Consider the following 16,098-nt stretch of genomic DNA (forward strand, 5'->3'; position numbering starts at 1 on the left):
CTCAGATCAGCGTCAACAGATGCTTGGCGGCGGCCGGCGCTCTTTGTTTTGCGCCGTTGATGAAAAAGATGAACACGTCCCGCGGCTGCTTGGCCGGCACGGCGTCGGTCACATACGGCAGATCGTCCGGCGCGCCGCCCGAGGCCCACAGTCTGGCGCGTTCGCTCCACGCTTTGAGGTCTCGCTTGGAGTAGCCGGTCGGCTCCGACGCTTCGGCCTTGCGCAGCCGGGCGTACACGAAGTCGGCCGTGACATCGGCGAAGTTCGGAAATTCGTCGGTGTGCGCGAATACGGTGGCGACCGAATGTTTCCTCGCCAGCTCCACATACGCGGGGTCCATGAAGGTTTTGTGGCGCACCTCGAGCACGTGTCTCAGAGGCCGGCCATCCAACTCACGGGGCACCCCCGCCAGGAAGGCGTCGATGTCGGCGCCGTCGAAATGCAGCGTGGGCGGCAATTGCCACAGGATGGGGCCGAGCTTTTGCTGCAGCGATGACAGGCCGCTGTCCAAAAAGCGCGGCACGGACGGCAGCGCTTCGGAGAGCACCTTGCGATAAGTGAGATAGCGCGGCGCCTTGATGGAGAATACGAAGTCCTCCGGCGCATCGTCGCGCCACTTGGCGAACACGTCCGGCTTTTGCAGCCGATAGAACGTGCCGTTGATTTCGATGGCCGTGACCTGGCGGCTCGCATAGTTGAGCTGCGATTTCTTCGGCAGGTCGGCCGGGTAGAAGGTCTCTTCCCAGGGTTCGTAGGTCCAGCCGCCGATGCCGGCGCGAATTCTGCCCGCGGTCTTGCTCATGCTTTCCTCGACGCAGCTATCTTCAGCGCACCAGGTGTCGCACCGGGAGGCGCGACGAGCGCTTGATGGTATTGAGCACGATGCTCGAATGCACGTCGCGCACAGCGCGAATATGCATGAGCTTCTTCAACACCACGTTGCTCAGCTGTTCCAGGTCGGTGACCACCACCTGCAGCAGCAGGTCATACGCGCCGGTCATGGCGTGACAGCTCACCACTTCTTCCATGCTGTCCACGGCGCGACGGAACTGCTCGATGTTCTCGTCGGTATGACGAGTAAGGCGGACCTGCACGAATGCCTGCACCTTCAAACCGAGCCGGCTGGGATCGATGACGGCGGTGTAACCCTGAATGATGCCGTCGTGCTCCATGAGCTTGAGGCGTCGGGCGCACGGCGTACTCGAAAGGCCGACCTGCTCGGCGAGTTCGACGATGGGCAGGCGGCCGTCGCGTTGCAGCTCGTTGAGGATGGCAGCGTCGTAGCGGTCTAGATCCATGGCACCCCCTTTGGAGTGGAATCGGCTAATTTGAATGGCTGGCGTGGAGGTTATCACCAATCGGTGGCGAAATGGCGCCGTACTTTGTTGATTTCCGCTCCGCGGAGCGGCGTAGGCTGGCGTATGCGGCGCCACGCCGCTTGCCAAAGACACCGAGCTACATGAGCGCAGAACGACATTCGCTATTCGGCACCGGAGTGGGCAGTCCGAAGTTGCCGCAGCCCGACTGGCAGCGCGTGGTGCATACAATTCTGGTGTCGCGTGCGCTGGATGAGTTGGAAGAAACCCAGCTGCTGCCGGCTCGCAAAGTGCTCTATCAGTTCACCGCGCGTGGCCACGATGTCACGCAAGTCTTGCTTGGCCAATTGTTGACGGGCGCTCGCGACGGCATCGGTGTTTATTACCGTTCCCGGCCCTTGATGTTGTCAGTAGGCTTGCCACTCAAGGATGCGTTGGCTTCCACCATGATGCGCTCAGGCTCCGTCAGCGACGGCCGCGACATTGGCGTGGTGTTCAATCTTCCCAATCGTGACGGCGTCTGCGTGTTGCCTGCCTGCGGTGGCGTCGGCGCTCAGTACACGCCGGCGGTCGGCTGGGCGCAATCATTGCAATATCGCTCGCAGGTGCTGGGCGAAGCGGAGGCGAACGGCAGCATTGCAGTAGCTCACGGCGGCGATGCGTCCGCCGCCACCAATGGTTTCTGGTCGGCATTGACGATTGCCACCACGCAGCGCCTGCCGATCCTGTTCTTTATCGAGGACAATGGTTACGGCATCTCGGTGAAGTCCGATTTCCAGACCCCGGGTGGCAACATCGCCGCCAATCTGTCGGGCTTCAAGAATCTGCGCATCCTCGAGACCGACAGCGCCATGCCCGTGGAAGCGGCAGTGTCGATCGCTCGAGGCGTCGAAGCGGTGCGAGCGGGTCAAGGTCCGGTGTTGTTGCGCGTGGTGGTGCCGCGTCTCTCGGGACATTCCGGTCAGGATACGCAGACCTATAAGTCGTCCGAAGAAATCAGCGCCGAGCGTGCTCGCGACCCGCTGGTGAAGTTGCGGGCGCAGCTCGTGCCAGGTGTGATGTCGGAGCAGGCGTGGAGCGCGTTGGAACAGCGCGCTCACGAAGATGTGCAGGCTGCGCTGGCGGCCGTCGAAGCGAGCGCCGTTCCCGATGTGACGCGCTCGACCCGACATGTTTTCTCCGAACGCAACGAAGACGGCACGCTGGATCTGCAGCAGCAGGGTGGCTTGCCGGATGCCGGTATGAATCTGCCTGCCGGCAACGAGTCGCCGCGCTCCGAAGGCCCGCGCATCAACATGGTCACGGCGATTCGCCGCACCCTGGAGCACGAGCTGGCCATCAATCAGCGCGTCGTGGTGTTTGGTGAAGACGTGGGCCGCAAGGGCGGCGTGCACGCGGCCACCTTGGGATTGCAGGAGAAATTTGGCGCTTCTCGCGTGTTCGACACGAGTCTGTCCGAGGAGGGCATCATCGGTCGTGCGGTGGGTATGGCGCTGGCCGGCCTGATGCCGGTCCCGGAAATTCAGTTCCGTAAATACGCCGATCCGGCGGTCGAGCAGCTGAACGATTGCGGCACGATGCGGTGGCGTACGGCCAATCGTTTCGCCGCGCCGATGGTGGTGCGCATGCCGGGCGGTTTCTTCAAATGCGGCGATCCCTGGCACAGCCAGAGCAACGAGGTGCAGTTCGTACACGCCATCGGTTGGCGAGTGGCGATGCCGTCGAACGCAGAAGACGCAGTCGGATTGTTGCGAAGTGCTCTGCGTGGGAACGATCCGACGATTTTCTTCGAGCATCGGGCCATGCTCGATGGCGCGTGGGCCCGGCGGCCCTATCCGGGCGACGATTTCGTCGTGCCGTTTGGCAAGGCGAAGCTGTTGCGCGCAGGATCGGAGCTGACCATCATCAGCTGGGGCGCCATGGTCGAGCGTTGCGAGCAGGCCGCGGAACAGTCGAGCGTCGATGTCGAACTGCTCGACCTGCGCACCTTGATGCCTTGGGATCGAGAGGCAGTGCTGGCCTCGGTGCGCAAGACGCGTCGCTGCGTGATCGTGCACGAAGACAACCTCACAGCGGGCTTCGGTGCTGAGATTGCGGCGGTGTTGGCGAAGGAAGCATTCTTCGATCTCGATGCGCCGATCGAGCGCGTCACCATGCCGGATGTGCCGAGCCCGCACAGTCCGTTGTTGCTCGATTCGGTGGTGCCGAGCGTTGCTCGCATCACGGACGCCATCCGCCAGATCGCCAGTATCTAATCGAGAGGCTGAGGAATGACGACAACGATCGAAGTGCGCGCGCCCAGCGAACAATCCGAAGGCACGCGCTCGCAGGTCCAGCGTTGGTTGAAGAATATCGGCGAGACGGTGGCCGAGAACGAGCCGCTCATCGAAGTCGAAACGGACAAGGTGACCATCGAGATTCCCGCGCCGGCCGGCGGCGTGTTGCGCGAGATTCTCAAGCATGAGCAGGAGGAGATCGAGCCGGGCGAGTTGCTTGGAACGATCCAGTCGGCGGCTGACAGCGCGTCGCCTTCTGATGATTCCGCTGCTTCCGCAGATTCTGCTGATTCGGCGCCGGCCGCTGCTGCTGGGAGCCGGCCTCCGGCGCCAGGCGCCGAGGTTCGCATGGCGGCCTTCGCAGCGCATGCCGAGGCTTTGTCGACGGGGCGTAGCAGCCCGGCCGTGCGTCGTTTGATCGCCGAGCATGGGTTGGAGTCGGCGCCGATTCGAGGCACGGGGGCGGGTGGTCGGGTCACCGTCGATGATGTGCTCGCTTACGTCGCGGCTCAGCGGTCCGCGAGTCAGCGCCAAGAACGTCCGATGCCAACGGAAGCGGAGGCGGCGGTCGCCGGCCGCAAGGTTCCGCATTCAACCATGCGCAAGCGCATTGCCGAGCGCATGGTCGAGAGCTTGTTGCACACGGCGCCTCATGTGACGACGGTGTTCGAAGCGAACATGTCGGCGGTCATGGCGCATCGGGCGGCTCACAAGGAGGAGTTTCAGCGTCAGGGCGTTTCACTGACGTTCACGGCTTATTTCCTCGCTGCATGCGTGGATGCGATTCGCGAAGTGCCGGAGGCGAACAGCCGGTGGACGGAAGATGCGCTGATTGTTCCGGACACGGTCAATATCGGTGTGGCCACGGCGTTGGAAGGCGAGGGGCTGGTGGTGCCTGTCGTGCGCAACGTGCAGGGCTTGGATTTGTTTGGTATCGCCCGTGAGTTGGGTGAGGTCGTCGAGCGGGCACGGCTGGATAAGCTCACGCCCAATGATGTTCGAGATGGCACCTTCACGATTTCGAATCACGGCGTGAGCGGGAGCTTGGTGGCGACGCCCATCATCATCAATCAACCGCAGTCGGCGATTCTCGGCGTGGGCAAGTTGGAGAAGCGGGCGGTCGTTGTGACTGAGAGCGGCGAGGATCGGATCGTGATTCAGCCACGATGTTTCATCACGCTGACGTTGGATCATCGGGTGATGGATGGCCACCGCGCCAACCGGTTCCTGCAGGTGTTGGTGGATCGGCTGGAGAGCTGGAGCTAGTTGTCTGGCGCCGCGGTCCTACGCCACGCGGGCGTCGGTGTTTGGGTCGGCGCTGGGCAGGCCACCGAAGCGTTGGAAGATTTCCGCGGCGGGGGCGGGAAGCGCGCCGGCTTGGGTTTGCACGGTGGCGGACAGATAGTGCTCCGAGGCGGGAAACACCTTTGCGTACAGGTTGCGGCAGAGTTCCTGGGCGTCGCAGCCTGCCCATCCCTCCGGTAAGAGCGCCACGGGCAGCAGCGGGTCGCGCAAGTGAATCTTGCGGTACTCGTGCAGCAGCAGCGTGCGCAGGATGAACGCAACGTCTCCTGCGAGCGGAGCGTGGCCCGCGTCGTTCAAGGCGGCGGCGACAGGCGAGAACATCTCGATGAAGCGCTTGTAGCGACGCGCAAGGTCGTCGAGGTCCCAACCCATGGCGACCAGATTCGCGCTCGCCGCTTCCGAAAGAATCGAACCTCTCATCACGATCAGCTGACCGGACGACTGCAACTCATCGAGGCGGGCGTTGATCGCAGATTGTTTGTAAGTCGGGTGCGCGAACACACCCGGGGTAATCTGCCCGAAGCCCAGCCAAAGCAGCTCGTCCCGCAAATTATCGCGCCGGGTTTTGAGCGTGGGCGGCACGATGGCCATCGTCCACAGTCCATCCCAATCCTGCGGAGGCGCCCCGTAGATGCGCTGAGTCGCTTCGGCGAAGCGAGCGCGGCCATTCACAGTCAGGCTATAGAAGCTCGCGCGACCGCTGCGCTCGAAGCTTACCCAATCTTCGTTGGCGAGCCGTCCGATCGACGTCCGTACCAGCCGTTCGGTCAAGCCGAAAGGCATCGCCAGCTTGATCAAACTCGCAAGGGCGATGGTCCCGCCGCGCGGTGCGATGGCATCGCCCAGGATGGTTACCAGGAGCGACCCCGCCCGCAGCGGCCGCTGCCGGCGGAAGCGAGCCACGAGGGCGTGGGTGCGAGTGACGAAAGCGGAGTTCGATTTGGCGGCCATGGGTAGCGATGTTAGCGCAGCCGGCGTAATCGGTACGCCAGCCTAATCTGACACAGAAAAAATTGATAAAAGCGCCATTCTGTGTCAAGTTGTGGCCTGGATCGTGGGGGCACTATGTACACGCAAGGGTTGGACTCGCTGGGCGCCGATTGCCTGCATCAGGCCACGGACGCAGTCACGCTGGAGCAGCGCTTTCAGAGCAAAGTGGATGCGGACGAACGCATCGAGCCGAAGGACTGGATGCCCGATGCCTATCGGCAGACGCTGATCCGCCAGATCTCTCAGCATGCGCATTCGGAGATCGTCGGCATGCTGCCCGAGGGCAACTGGATCACGCGCGCGCCGTCGCTGCGGCGTAAGGCGGTGTTGATCGCAAAGGTGCAGGACGAGGGTGGGCACGGCATGTATCTGTACAGCGCCGCCGAGACCTTGGGCATCTCCCGTGACGAACTGATCGAGCAACTGCTCGCCGGCACCGCGAAGTATTCGAGCATCTTCAACTATCCCACGCCAACGTGGGCCGACGTGGGCGCGATCGGCTGGCTGGTCGATGGCGCGGCCATCATGAATCAGATTCCGATCTGCCGTTGCTCGTACGGCCCGTATGCACGCGCCATGGTGCGCATCTGCAAGGAAGAAAGCTTCCATCAGCGGCAGGGCTTCGAAATCATGATGACCCTGGCTCGCGGCACGGCCGAGCAAAAGCGCATGGCGCAGGATGCGCTGAATCGGTGGTGGTGGCCGTCGCTCATGATGTTCGGCCCGAACGATGCGACTTCCAAGCACACCGCGCAGTCGATGCGGTGGAAGATCAAGCGCTTCACCAACGATGAGTTGCGACAGAAGTTCATCGACATCACCGTGCCGCAGGCCGAATACCTCGGCCTCAAAGTGCCGGATCCCGACCTGCGCTGGGATGAACAAACTCAGCACTACATCCATGGCCCCATTGACTGGAAAGAATTCGAGGATGTGCTGAAGGGCAACGGTCCGTGCAATCGCGAGCGCCTGGAAACACGGCGGCGCGCGCACGACGAAGGCCGATGGGTGCGCGAGGCTGCGCTCGCATATGCGGAGAAACAGCGCGCTCGGGACACGCAGGCGGCTTGAGAGAGACGAACATGAGTCAGCAACGCAAACAGTGGCCACTATGGGAAGTCTTCATCCGGGCGCGCTCGGGTCTGGAGCACAAGCATGTCGGCAGCATCCATGCAGTCGATGCGCGCATGGCCATCGAGCATGCTCGTGACCTGTACACGCGCCGGCAGGAAGGCGTCAGCATCTGGGTAGTGCGCTCGTCCGACATCACAGCCTCCGATCCGGGCGAGGCCGAAGCGCTGTTCGAGCCGGCGAAGGACAAGATCTACCGGCATCCGACGTTCTATGCGATTCCGGATGAGGTGAAGAATCTATGAGCGCCTCGCCAGCCATCGTGACCCATTCAGCCTCGGCAGAGTTGCGCTTCCGTTACGCCACGTACCTGGGCGACACGAGCCTGATCCTCGCGCAGCGCCTCGGCGAGTGGGTCGGTCATGCGCCGGCGCTGGAGGAAGATCTGGCGCTGGCTAACATCGCGCTGGATCTGTTGGGTCAGGCGCGTTACCTGCTGTCCTACGCAGGCGAGATCGAGGGCAAAGGTCGCAGCGAAGACGACCTTGCGTTCCTGCGCGATCCGTCCGACTTCAGCAATCTGGCGCTGGTCGAGCAGCCCAACGTGGATTTCGGTCACACCATCGTCCGTCAGTTCCTGCTGGACGCCTGGCAGCTGGAGCTGTTCGAAAAGCTGCAAGCCTCGTCCGAGCCACGGTTCGCCGAGCTGGCCGCGAAGGCGCTGAAGGAGACGCGCTATCACTATCGCTTCAGCGCCGGTTGGGTGGTACGACTTGGCGATGGCACAGAGGAAAGTCACAACCGCGTGCAAGCGGGCCTCGATGCGCTGTGGAGATTCACGAGCGAAATGTTTGCGCCCGGCGCCGCGGATGAAGAAGCCGCTGCCGCGGGATTGGGACCGGATCCGGCGTCACTTCGTGCGGCGTGGCTCGCCAATGTCGAGCAGGTGCTGCAAACAGCGACTTTGAAAAGGCCGGCCGATGTTCCGTTTCGCTGGTTCGGCAAGCGTCACCAGCACACCGATCATCTGAGTCATCTGCTGGCCGAGATGCAATTCATGCAGCGGACTTATCCCGGCGCGCAGTGGTAACTCGTGAACTCCGCGTCCGCCAATTTCGCCGATCGCGTCGCCGCCCCCGTGGAGCGGGCGGTATGGCGGATTCTCGCCGACGTGCCTGATCCAGAGATTCCCGTGCTCAGCGTCGTCGAGCTGGGGATCATCCGCCATGTGCGCATTGCGGAGGGCAGGGTGACGGTGGGCGTGTCGCCGACTTATACCGGCTGCCCTGCGACAGAGGTGATCGCGCGCTCCATCGAGGCGCGGCTGCAAGCCGAAGGCTACGAGAACTCGAAGGTCGAGCCGGTGCTGTCGCCGCCGTGGACCAGCGACTGGCTCACTGAGAGCGCGCGCATCAAGCTCGAGGAATATGGGATCGCGCCGCCAGCGCATGCGGTGAGCAATCCGAAGCATCTGTTTCGCGAGCCGAAGGTGGCATGCCCGCGTTGCTCGTCGATGCAGACCGCCAAGGTCAGCGAGTTCGCCTCGACGCCCTGCAAGGCGCTGTATCGTTGCTCCAGTTGCTTGGAGCCGTTCGAATATTTCAAGTGCATCTGACATGCTGACCTTTCATCCGCTCAAAGTGGCTGAGGTACGACCCGAAGGCAGCGACGCGCTGTGCATTTCGTTTGAAGTGCCGGAGCCGCTGCGTGAGGCGTATCGATTTCTTCCGGGGCAGCACGTGGGCGTGCGCGCGCAGATTGGCGGGCACGAAGTGCGACGGACCTATTCGATCTGCAGCGCGGCTGACGAAAGTCACCTGCGAATCGGCGTGCGCCTGCACGACAACGGCAGCATGTCGCAGTACCTGGCGAGTCAGCTGCGCGCGGGTGACAGCATCGATGTGCTGACGCCGACAGGGCGCTTCTTCGCCGAGCCACAGCCGTCGACAGCGCGCACGTACTGTGCATTCGCAGGCGGCAGCGGGATCACGCCTATTCTGGGCATCGTGAAGAATCTGCTGGCGAGCGAGCCGCAGAGTCGATTCATCCTCTTCTATAGCAACCGCACCACCTCGACCATCATGTTCGCCGAGGAGTTGCTGGCGCTGAAGGATCGCTACCCCGCTCGACTGTCATTGTATTTTTTGTTGAGCCGGGAGCCGCAGGAAGTCGAGCTGTTCAACGGTCGATTGGATCGCGACAAAGTCACCTTGTTGAGTCGTGAAGTGTTCGATCCGCTCGAGACCGATGCATTCTTCCTGTGCGGGCCGGGCAACATGATCGAGAGCGTGCGCGACACGTTGCTCGATTTGGGTGTCGATGCCACTCGCATTCATACCGAGCGCTTCGCGAGCGACATGCCGGCCGGCGCCGCGCAAGCTGCGCCTCAAGTGGGGATCCCGAAGACTCGGCGCGCAGCAGCGGAAGCGGTTGCCAAGATCACCATCACGATGGATGGCCGCCAACGAACCTTCGCCATGCTGGACGACGATGCCACCATCCTCGACGCCGCGGAGCGCGTCGGCATGGAGCTGCCTTACTCCTGTCGCGCCGGCGTGTGCTCGACGTGCCGTGTCAAAGTCACGGCGGGAAGCGCGGCGATGGAAGTGAACTACGCACTCGAGCCTTGGGAAGTGGAGGCCGGTTTCGTGCTTTGCTGTCAGGCGCGCCCGACCAGTGGCGAGCTCGAGCTAACCTACGACGAGCGGTGATATGAGCTATCAAACCATCTTGTTCGAGGTGTCGGGCGGTGTCGCGCGGCTGACCTTGAATCGTCCGGATCGGCTCAACAGCTTCAACGTGCAGATGCATAAGGAAGTGCGGGAGGCGCTGTCGCAGTTGAGCGAAAACAGCGAAGCGCGCGTGCTGGTACTTACCGGCGCCGGTCGCGGCTTCTGTGCCGGCCAGGATCTGGGCGATCGCGCCGTCGCACCAGGCGGGCAGGGCGTTGATCTCGGCGACTCCATCGACACGTACTACAAGCCGCTCGTCCTCGCGTTTCGGACCCTGCCCATGCCGGTGATCGCGGCCGTCAACGGCGTCGCAGCCGGCGCCGGAGCAAACATTGCACTGGCCTGCGACCTGGTGATCGCCACGAAGTCGGCGAGCTTCGTGCAAGCATTCAGCAAGCTTGGGCTCGTACCGGACTCGGGCGGCACGTGGTTCTTGCCGAGACTGCTTGGCAACGCTCGCGCCATGGGCCTCGCGCTGCTGGGAGACAAGTTGCCGGCGGAGCAGGCGGCGCAGTGGGGATTGATCTGGCGCTGTGTTGAGGATGCTGAGTTCAAGAACACCGTCGATCAATTGGCCGCGCAGCTTGCGGCAGCGCCGACTCGCGGACTGGCGCGAACCAAGCAAGCCATCTACGAATCCTGGAGCCACTCGCTCGAGCAGCAGCTGGATCAGGAGCGCGACTTCCAACGCGAGTTGGGCCGTTCGCAGGATTACGCCGAAGGCGTCGCCGCCTTCACCGAGAAGCGCACGCCGAAATTCACCGGTCGCTAGCCGACGGGGAGGGCACGAACATGCAATTGAAGAGCTACATCCAAGGTCGTTGGTTTGCGGGGGAAGGCGAGGCGCAGCAGCTGCGCGATGCGACCACAGGCCAGGTGATCGCATCAGCGTCTTCGAGCGGCATCGATTTCCGAGCGACGCTGCGATACGCACGCGAAGTTGGCGGTCCGGCGCTGCGCACGCTGACGTTTCATGAGCGCGCCGCGCTGCTGAAACAGTTGGCCAAGAAACTCGGTGAGTATAAGGACGAGTTCTACGCGCTCTCGTATGCAACGGGCGCGACCAAGACAGATTCGTGGATCGATATCGACGGTGGCTTCGGCACTTTGTTTGCTTACGCGAGCCGCGGGACACGCGAGCTGCCGAACAGTCGCGTTTACGTCGATGGCGATCTGGAGATGTTGTCCAAGACCGGCACGTTCGTCGGCCAGCACATCTGCGTGCCCCTGGAAGGGGCGGCCGTGCACATCAACGCGTTCAACTTCCCCGTGTGGGGCATGTTGGAAAAACTGTCACCCACCTTGCTGGCCGGTGTGCCGGCCATCGTCAAGCCGGCAACCACGACTGCCTATCTCACCGAGCTCGTGGTCCGGCGCATCATCGAATCCGGGATCTTACCGGAAGGCTCACTGCAACTCGTGTGCGGCAGCGTAGGTGACTTGTTCGATCATTTGACTTGCCAGGACGTGGTCTCTTTCACCGGCTCTGCGAGCACGGCGCAGAAGCTGCGAACTCATCACAACATCGTTGCCCACTCGGTACGGTTCATCAGCGAGACGGATTCGATCAACAGCTGTGTGCTGGCCGAGGATGCGAAACCGGGCCAGCCCGAGTTCGATCTGTTCGTGCGCGAAGTCACGCGTGAGATGACCACGAAGGCCGGTCAAAAGTGCACTGCCATTCGCAAGGCCATTGTCCCTGCCGCGCATGCGGACGCCGTGGCCGAAGCTTTGCGTGCATCGCTCGGCAAAGTCGTGGTCGGCGATCCCCGGCTCGAGAATGTTCGCATGGGGCCGCTGGCCGCTTTGTCACAACGTCGTGAGGTCCTGGGTCGCATCGCCGAGTTGCGACGCGAAGCTGAATTGATCACATCGGAACACGTCGAGCTGGCTGGCGCCGAGCATGAGCGCGGCGCATTCGTGCCGCCGGCGTTGCTTTATTGTCGCGAGCCGAGGAAGGCCAAGGCCCTGCATCACATCGAAGCGTTCGGCCCGGTATGCACAGTCGTGCCTTATGAATCGGCGCAAGAGGCGATTTCGTTCGCGCGCCTGGGCGAGGGCAGTTTGGTTTCGTCCGTGTTCACCGCGGACGACGCGTTGGCCACCGAGCTCGTGCTCGGTCTCGCTCCGATGCATGGCCGCCTGCTGGTCGTGAATCGCGACTGCGCAAAGGAATCAACCGGACATGGTTCTCCGCTGCCGATGCTGGTGCACGGCGGTCCAGGCCGCGCCGGCGGCGGCGAAGAGATGGGTGGCATTCGCGGGCTGATGCATTACATGCAGCGCACCGCGATTCAGGGCAGCCCGCAAACCATCGCGGCGGTCACGGGGCGTTGGACTCGCGGCGCCGTGCAGAAGGAGCCCGGACGGCATCCGTTCCGCAAGGCTTTCCATGAGCTGCAGGTCGGCGACAGCTTGAACTCGGCCGAACGTGAAGTGACGCTGGACGACATCGAGAAATTCGCCGCGCTCACGGGCGATACATTCTATGCTCACATGGATGAAGCGGCGGCGGCTCGCAATCCGCTGTTCGGCGGTCGCGTGGCGCATGGTTATTTCCTGATCTCGGCCGCGGCCGGATTGTTTGTCGATCCGCCGTATGGGCCGGTGCTTGCCAACTACGGCCTCGATCGGCTGCGCTTCGTGAAACCGGTCAAACCTGGCGATCGCATCAAGGTGCGGCTCACCTGCAAATCCAAGTCGCTGCGCGCGGACAAAGGCTATGGAGAAGTCGCCTGGGACACCGAGATCACCAATCAGAACGGCGAGATCGTGGCCAGCTACGACGTGCTGACGATGGTCAGCGAGCAGCCGGTGAGCTGAACCGCATGACCCCGTCGTCGACGGCGGCGAAGCGCAGGTTCAGCAGGTCGAGCGCATAGTTCTGATACAGCCGCCACGGCGCTTTGGAGCCCTGCTTTGGGAAGCGGTCGATGGAGCGTTGCACGTAGCCAGAAGTGAAGTCGATCCACGGCGTGGCGGCGATGGCAGGATCGTCGTTGTGCGGGGTGCATTGCCGATAGCCGTGCTGCTCCATGTAGTTCAGCAGCCGGCACACATACTCGCAGGTGAGATCGCACTTCAAGGTCCATGACGCATTGGTGTAGCCGAACGCCGCGGCGAAGTTCGGCACGTCGCTGAACATCATCCCCTTGTAGCTCATGGTGCGCGCCGGCTCGATCTGCCTGCCGTCGACACTCAGCTGCAAGTCGCCGAGTACCTGCAGGTTCAAACCGGTTGCAGTGACGATCAGGTCCGCTTCGAGCTCCGCGCCCGAAGACAGTTGCAAGCCGCGCTCGGTGAATGTTTCGATCTGGTCGGTCACCACCGCAGCCTTGCCTTGTTTCAATGCGACGAACAGATCGCCGTTGGGCACCAGGCACAAGCGTTGATCCCAAGGGTTGTAACGCGGCGTGAAGTGTCGTTCCACATCGCATGCGCCGCCGAGCTCCTGCTTCACGAGCTGAATGATTTTCTGTTTCATGCGCTCAGGCGCGCGCCGACACAGGTTGTAGAACAGCATGCCGAGCAGCACGTTCTTCCAGCGAGTGACTCCGTAAGCGAAGCTCGCCGGAAAGTGCCGACGCAGCCAATTGGCGATCGCGTCCTCCTGCGGTCGGGCCACGATGTAAGTGGGCGAACGTTGCAGCATGGTTACGTGCGCGGCTGTTTTCGCCAGCTCTGGCACGAGAGTCACTGCCGTTGCGCCGCTGCCGATCACCACAACGCGCTTGCCGGCGTAGTCGATATCTTCAGTCCATTTCTGTGGATGCACGATGCGGCCTTGGAAGCGCTCGGCTCCAGGAAACGCAGGGGTGTAGCCGGCCTCATAGTTGTAATAGCCGCTGCACATGAACAGGAAATTGCAGGTGAAGCGCACGAGGTCGCCGGAGGCTTGCTCGGCTTCAACCGTCCACAGCGCAGTCTCCGATGACCACGTCGCACGCTTCACTCGATGATTGAAACGGATCTTTTGATCGATGCCGTAATCGCGAGCCGTGTCGCGGACGTATTTGAGGATGGTGGGGCCGTCGGCGATGGCTCTGTCGTGCCGCCAAGGCCGAAACGAATAACCGAGCGTGTACATGTCGGAATCGGATCGGATGCCCGGATAGCGAAACAGATCCCAGGTGCCGCCAATGCAGTTGCGGCCCTCGAGGATGGCGTAATGCTTGCCGGGACAACGCCGTTGCAGGTGATATCCCGCGCCGATGCCCGACAAACCCGCGCCCACCACCAACACATCGAGATGTTCCGCGGAAGATACGGGTGACATCCTGGTCGTCCTGATCGTCACGGGCGCGCTCCTCAGTCGTCGAAGGCGGCGTAATTGAGCGGTATCGCGGTGGTCTGCTTGATGGTTTCCAATGAAAAGCTGGCGCTCACGTCGAGGAACGCACAGCCGGCAATGAGTCGTTTGTATACGACGTCGTAGGCGTCGATGTTCGGCACCACGATGCGCAGCAGATAGTCCACCTCGCCGCTGACCCGATGGATCTCGGTCACTTCCGGAATATCGCGCACCGTGCGTACGAATTGTTCGAACCAGGCGGCGCTGTGGTTCGAGGTCTTGACCGTGACGAATACGGTGGTGCCGACATTCACGGCTTTGGGATCGATCAGCGCCACGGTGCGCTGGATCACGCCGGTCTCCTGCAGCCGCTGGATCCGTCGCCAGCAGGGGGCCTTGGACAATCCCACCCGCTCGGCGATGTCGGCGGCGGTCAGGGAACCGTCGTGTTGCAGCAGGTCGAGAATGCGGCGATCCAGTCGGTCCATGCGAGCGCTGAGCAGCGGAGATTGCGCAACATTGTTGCGTCCGGCGGGTCGCATGTCCACGATTTCGCAATCGGGTCGCCGCCGCGCTTCGGTAGGCTCACGTCATGAGCACTCTGCGCGCCAATCCGTTTACCGAGCATCCCGCCTCCGCGGGGGAAACGTACCTGGCCCATTTGCGCACGGCGGCCGGCTTTGGTTTGCAGATGATCGCCGCCGGGCTGGCCTGTCTGGTGCACGCGTTGCTGCCATTCCTGTTCGTGCGCACCGGTAGCGATTGCATCTGTCGCTTGCACGAACGGATGCTCGCGCGTCGTCAAGCGTCCCGTTCGCGATAAGTCGCGCCGCCCGAAGTTTCTGTTTCTCGATGACGAATCCGGCCGTCAACCTGGACGACGACCGGCGGCGACAACTTTATTCGCGCACGCCAAATCGACTATAAGTGCGCAGCACTGCGATCCAAGACGCTCCTCGCGCGTTCAGTGCAAGCTCGAATCGTCATCTGAAGGAATCAAAGTGAAAAAATTGCCAGCCGCAATGCTGTGCGCGCTCGCGGGCGTAGCCTGTGGCATGCCGGCGCATGCCGAGGACGGTCAACTCTACGGTTTGTTACGAAGTCGTGATCTCACGCCTTTCGGCTTCCTGCGCCTGGACATGCGGCCGGCGCACGCGGTGTCGATCAAGCCCGGCAGTTTCGCCATCGAAACCGAAGTGGCGTATCAGAACACCTGGGCGTTGAGCCCGGAGGTCGAGGACTATCTCACCGCCCTGGAGGGCAGCGGCCGGCGCGACCTGGGCCCGGCGGAGCTGCAGGCCATTCGCGATCTGCCCGGCGAGAATTATCTGATCGATCTGGAGCTGGCGTTGCTCGACGTCACCTTCCATTACAAGATCTCGAACATCTGGACGGCGTATCTCATCGCCAGCGGCGTCTCGTATCAAGGCGGCTTTCTCGACAGCACCATCGAAGGCTTTCACGACACCTTCGGCTTTAGCAGCTTCGGTCGGCCGGCGGTGACGCGCAACCAGACCAACCTGATCTACGATCTGAAGTCGACTCAATATGCGAGCCTCGGCGCGCCCACCGACGGCGGTCTGCTCGATCCCACCATCGGTCTGCGTTACACCGGTTGGACCTTGCCAGGCAAATGGCACATGGCGACCGAAGTGGCGGTGAAGGTGCCGATCGCAGGGCGTCGCGAGCTGTTGTCCACGGGGCGCACCGATTACGGCGTGCAGGTCTCGTTACAACGCAAGGGCCAACATCATGCGTTCTATGTCGACGCCGCAGCCGTGTATTACGACGGCGCGAGCCAGGTGTCGCCCACCGACGCGCAGATCATCCCGACGCTGATCGTCGGCTATGAGCGCATGCTCACCTCGCGCACCAATGTGAATTTGCAGGGCTATATCAGCCCGAGCGTGTATTCGCGCGAGGAGACCGACCTCGACGAGTTGCTGGGGCAGAAATACCAGCTCAGCTTGGGCCTGCGTCATCGGCGCAATAACTTCCTGGTCACGTTCGGCATCACCGAGAACCTGCAGAACATCAACAACACGCCCGACATCGGCTTCCAGCTCGGCCTCGCCTGGGTGCCGCTGTCGTCCATGCCGGCGCGCTGACCGCGCACC

General features: G+C 62.5%; 16 protein-coding genes. 11 read left to right on the top strand and 5 right to left on the bottom strand.

What is annotated here, in order from left to right:
- Nucleotide 1 precedes the first annotated feature (1 nt).
- Complete coding sequence (locus tag JM946_RS11275; protein ID WP_203167384.1) at nucleotides 2-802, bottom strand: DUF72 domain-containing protein; 801 nt, start codon at nucleotides 800-802, stop codon at nucleotides 2-4.
- Between the two features lie 22 nt (nucleotides 803-824).
- Nucleotides 825-1,298 carry an Lrp/AsnC family transcriptional regulator gene (locus JM946_RS11280; protein WP_203167385.1) on the bottom strand — a complete coding sequence of 158 codons (474 nt, stop codon included), beginning with the start codon at nucleotides 1,296-1,298 and terminating at the stop codon, nucleotides 825-827.
- A gap of 161 nt (nucleotides 1,299-1,459) precedes the next feature.
- On the opposite strand from JM946_RS11280, the gene JM946_RS11285 reads away from it, so the two are divergent.
- Nucleotides 1,460-3,571: a transketolase C-terminal domain-containing protein gene (locus JM946_RS11285; protein ID WP_203167386.1), complete on the top strand. Its 2,112-nt coding sequence runs from the start codon at nucleotides 1,460-1,462 to the stop codon at nucleotides 3,569-3,571.
- A 15-nt stretch (nucleotides 3,572-3,586) separates the two neighbouring features.
- Complete coding sequence (locus JM946_RS11290) at nucleotides 3,587-4,858, top strand: dihydrolipoamide acetyltransferase family protein (RefSeq protein ID WP_203167387.1); 1,272 nt, start codon at nucleotides 3,587-3,589, stop codon at nucleotides 4,856-4,858.
- An 18-nt stretch (nucleotides 4,859-4,876) separates the two neighbouring features.
- Here the strand turns inward: JM946_RS11290 and paaX are convergent, their stop codons facing one another.
- Complete coding sequence (gene paaX, locus JM946_RS11295; RefSeq protein ID WP_203167388.1) at nucleotides 4,877-5,848, bottom strand: phenylacetic acid degradation operon negative regulatory protein PaaX; 972 nt, start codon at nucleotides 5,846-5,848, stop codon at nucleotides 4,877-4,879.
- A gap of 114 nt (nucleotides 5,849-5,962) precedes the next feature.
- On the opposite strand from paaX, the gene paaA reads away from it, so the two are divergent.
- From paaA to paaZ, 7 genes are read left to right on the top strand one after another with little or no spacing between them, the layout of a single operon-like run.
- On the top strand, nucleotides 5,963-6,958 hold the full coding sequence (gene paaA / locus JM946_RS11300; RefSeq protein ID WP_203167389.1) for a 1,2-phenylacetyl-CoA epoxidase subunit PaaA: 996 nt from the start codon (nucleotides 5,963-5,965) through the stop codon (nucleotides 6,956-6,958).
- 11 nt (nucleotides 6,959-6,969) lie between these two features.
- On the top strand, nucleotides 6,970-7,263 hold the full coding sequence (paaB, locus tag JM946_RS11305) for a 1,2-phenylacetyl-CoA epoxidase subunit PaaB (protein ID WP_203167390.1): 294 nt from the start codon (nucleotides 6,970-6,972) through the stop codon (nucleotides 7,261-7,263).
- Complete coding sequence (gene paaC / locus JM946_RS11310; protein ID WP_203167391.1) at nucleotides 7,260-8,048, top strand: 1,2-phenylacetyl-CoA epoxidase subunit PaaC; 789 nt, start codon at nucleotides 7,260-7,262, stop codon at nucleotides 8,046-8,048. The genes paaB and paaC overlap by 4 nt, the downstream gene beginning before the upstream one ends.
- Before the next feature lie 3 nt (nucleotides 8,049-8,051).
- On the top strand, nucleotides 8,052-8,573 hold the full coding sequence (paaD, locus tag JM946_RS11315; RefSeq protein WP_322110928.1) for a 1,2-phenylacetyl-CoA epoxidase subunit PaaD: 522 nt from the start codon (nucleotides 8,052-8,054) through the stop codon (nucleotides 8,571-8,573).
- Between the two features lies 1 nt (nucleotide 8,574).
- Nucleotides 8,575-9,669, top strand: a complete 1,095-nt coding sequence (locus tag JM946_RS11320) for a 2Fe-2S iron-sulfur cluster-binding protein (RefSeq protein ID WP_203167392.1) — start codon at nucleotides 8,575-8,577, stop codon at nucleotides 9,667-9,669.
- Nucleotide 9,670: 1 nt separating this feature from the next.
- Entirely contained in the window at nucleotides 9,671-10,462 is a 792-nt protein-coding gene (gene paaG, locus JM946_RS11325; RefSeq protein ID WP_203167393.1) for a 2-(1,2-epoxy-1,2-dihydrophenyl)acetyl-CoA isomerase PaaG, read from the top strand.
- A gap of 20 nt (nucleotides 10,463-10,482) precedes the next feature.
- Entirely contained in the window at nucleotides 10,483-12,513 is a 2,031-nt protein-coding gene (gene paaZ, locus JM946_RS11330) for a phenylacetic acid degradation bifunctional protein PaaZ (protein ID WP_203167394.1), read from the top strand.
- Here the strand turns inward: paaZ and JM946_RS11335 are convergent.
- A complete protein-coding gene (locus JM946_RS11335) occupies nucleotides 12,491-13,966 on the bottom strand; it encodes a flavin-containing monooxygenase (RefSeq protein ID WP_203167395.1) in 1,476 nt (491 codons plus the stop codon). The genes paaZ and JM946_RS11335 overlap by 23 nt on opposite strands.
- Before the next feature lie 32 nt (nucleotides 13,967-13,998).
- Entirely contained in the window at nucleotides 13,999-14,469 is a 471-nt protein-coding gene (locus tag JM946_RS11340) for an Lrp/AsnC family transcriptional regulator (RefSeq protein ID WP_407700536.1), read from the bottom strand.
- Between the two features lie 104 nt (nucleotides 14,470-14,573).
- Between JM946_RS11340 and JM946_RS11345 the strand changes: the two genes are divergently transcribed.
- Complete coding sequence (locus JM946_RS11345) at nucleotides 14,574-14,804, top strand: DUF6356 family protein (RefSeq protein ID WP_203167397.1); 231 nt, start codon at nucleotides 14,574-14,576, stop codon at nucleotides 14,802-14,804.
- 178 nt (nucleotides 14,805-14,982) lie between these two features.
- Nucleotides 14,983-16,089, top strand: coding sequence for a DUF3187 family protein (locus tag JM946_RS11350; protein WP_203167398.1), 1,107 nt, complete (start codon nucleotides 14,983-14,985; stop codon nucleotides 16,087-16,089).
- The last annotated feature ends 9 nt before the right edge of the window (nucleotides 16,090-16,098 follow it).

The sequence above is a fragment of the Steroidobacter gossypii genome (assembly GCF_016801985.1).
Classification (GTDB): domain Bacteria; phylum Pseudomonadota; class Gammaproteobacteria; order Steroidobacterales; family Steroidobacteraceae; genus Steroidobacter; species Steroidobacter gossypii.

Bases quoted from the DNA above. Each gene is read 5' to 3' on its own strand.
- JM946_RS11275 (WP_203167384.1), bottom strand. From the start codon at position 802: ATGAGCAAGACCGCGGGCAGAATTCGCGCCGGCATCGGCGGCTGGACC.
- JM946_RS11280 (WP_203167385.1), bottom strand. From the start codon at position 1,298: ATGGATCTAGACCGCTACGACGCTGCCATCCTCAACGAGCTGCAACGC.
- JM946_RS11285 (WP_203167386.1), top strand. From the start codon at position 1,460: ATGAGCGCAGAACGACATTCGCTATTCGGCACCGGAGTGGGCAGTCCG.
- JM946_RS11290 (WP_203167387.1), top strand. From the start codon at position 3,587: ATGACGACAACGATCGAAGTGCGCGCGCCCAGCGAACAATCCGAAGGC.
- paaX (WP_203167388.1), bottom strand. From the start codon at position 5,848: ATGGCCGCCAAATCGAACTCCGCTTTCGTCACTCGCACCCACGCCCTC.
- paaA (WP_203167389.1), top strand. From the start codon at position 5,963: ATGTACACGCAAGGGTTGGACTCGCTGGGCGCCGATTGCCTGCATCAG.
- paaB (WP_203167390.1), top strand. From the start codon at position 6,970: ATGAGTCAGCAACGCAAACAGTGGCCACTATGGGAAGTCTTCATCCGG.
- paaC (WP_203167391.1), top strand. From the start codon at position 7,260: ATGAGCGCCTCGCCAGCCATCGTGACCCATTCAGCCTCGGCAGAGTTG.
- JM946_RS11320 (WP_203167392.1), top strand. From the start codon at position 8,575: ATGCTGACCTTTCATCCGCTCAAAGTGGCTGAGGTACGACCCGAAGGC.
- paaG (WP_203167393.1), top strand. From the start codon at position 9,671: ATGAGCTATCAAACCATCTTGTTCGAGGTGTCGGGCGGTGTCGCGCGG.
- paaZ (WP_203167394.1), top strand. From the start codon at position 10,483: ATGCAATTGAAGAGCTACATCCAAGGTCGTTGGTTTGCGGGGGAAGGC.
- JM946_RS11335 (WP_203167395.1), bottom strand. From the start codon at position 13,966: ATGTCACCCGTATCTTCCGCGGAACATCTCGATGTGTTGGTGGTGGGC.
- JM946_RS11340 (WP_407700536.1), bottom strand. From the start codon at position 14,469: ATGGACCGACTGGATCGCCGCATTCTCGACCTGCTGCAACACGACGGT.
- JM946_RS11345 (WP_203167397.1), top strand. From the start codon at position 14,574: ATGAGCACTCTGCGCGCCAATCCGTTTACCGAGCATCCCGCCTCCGCG.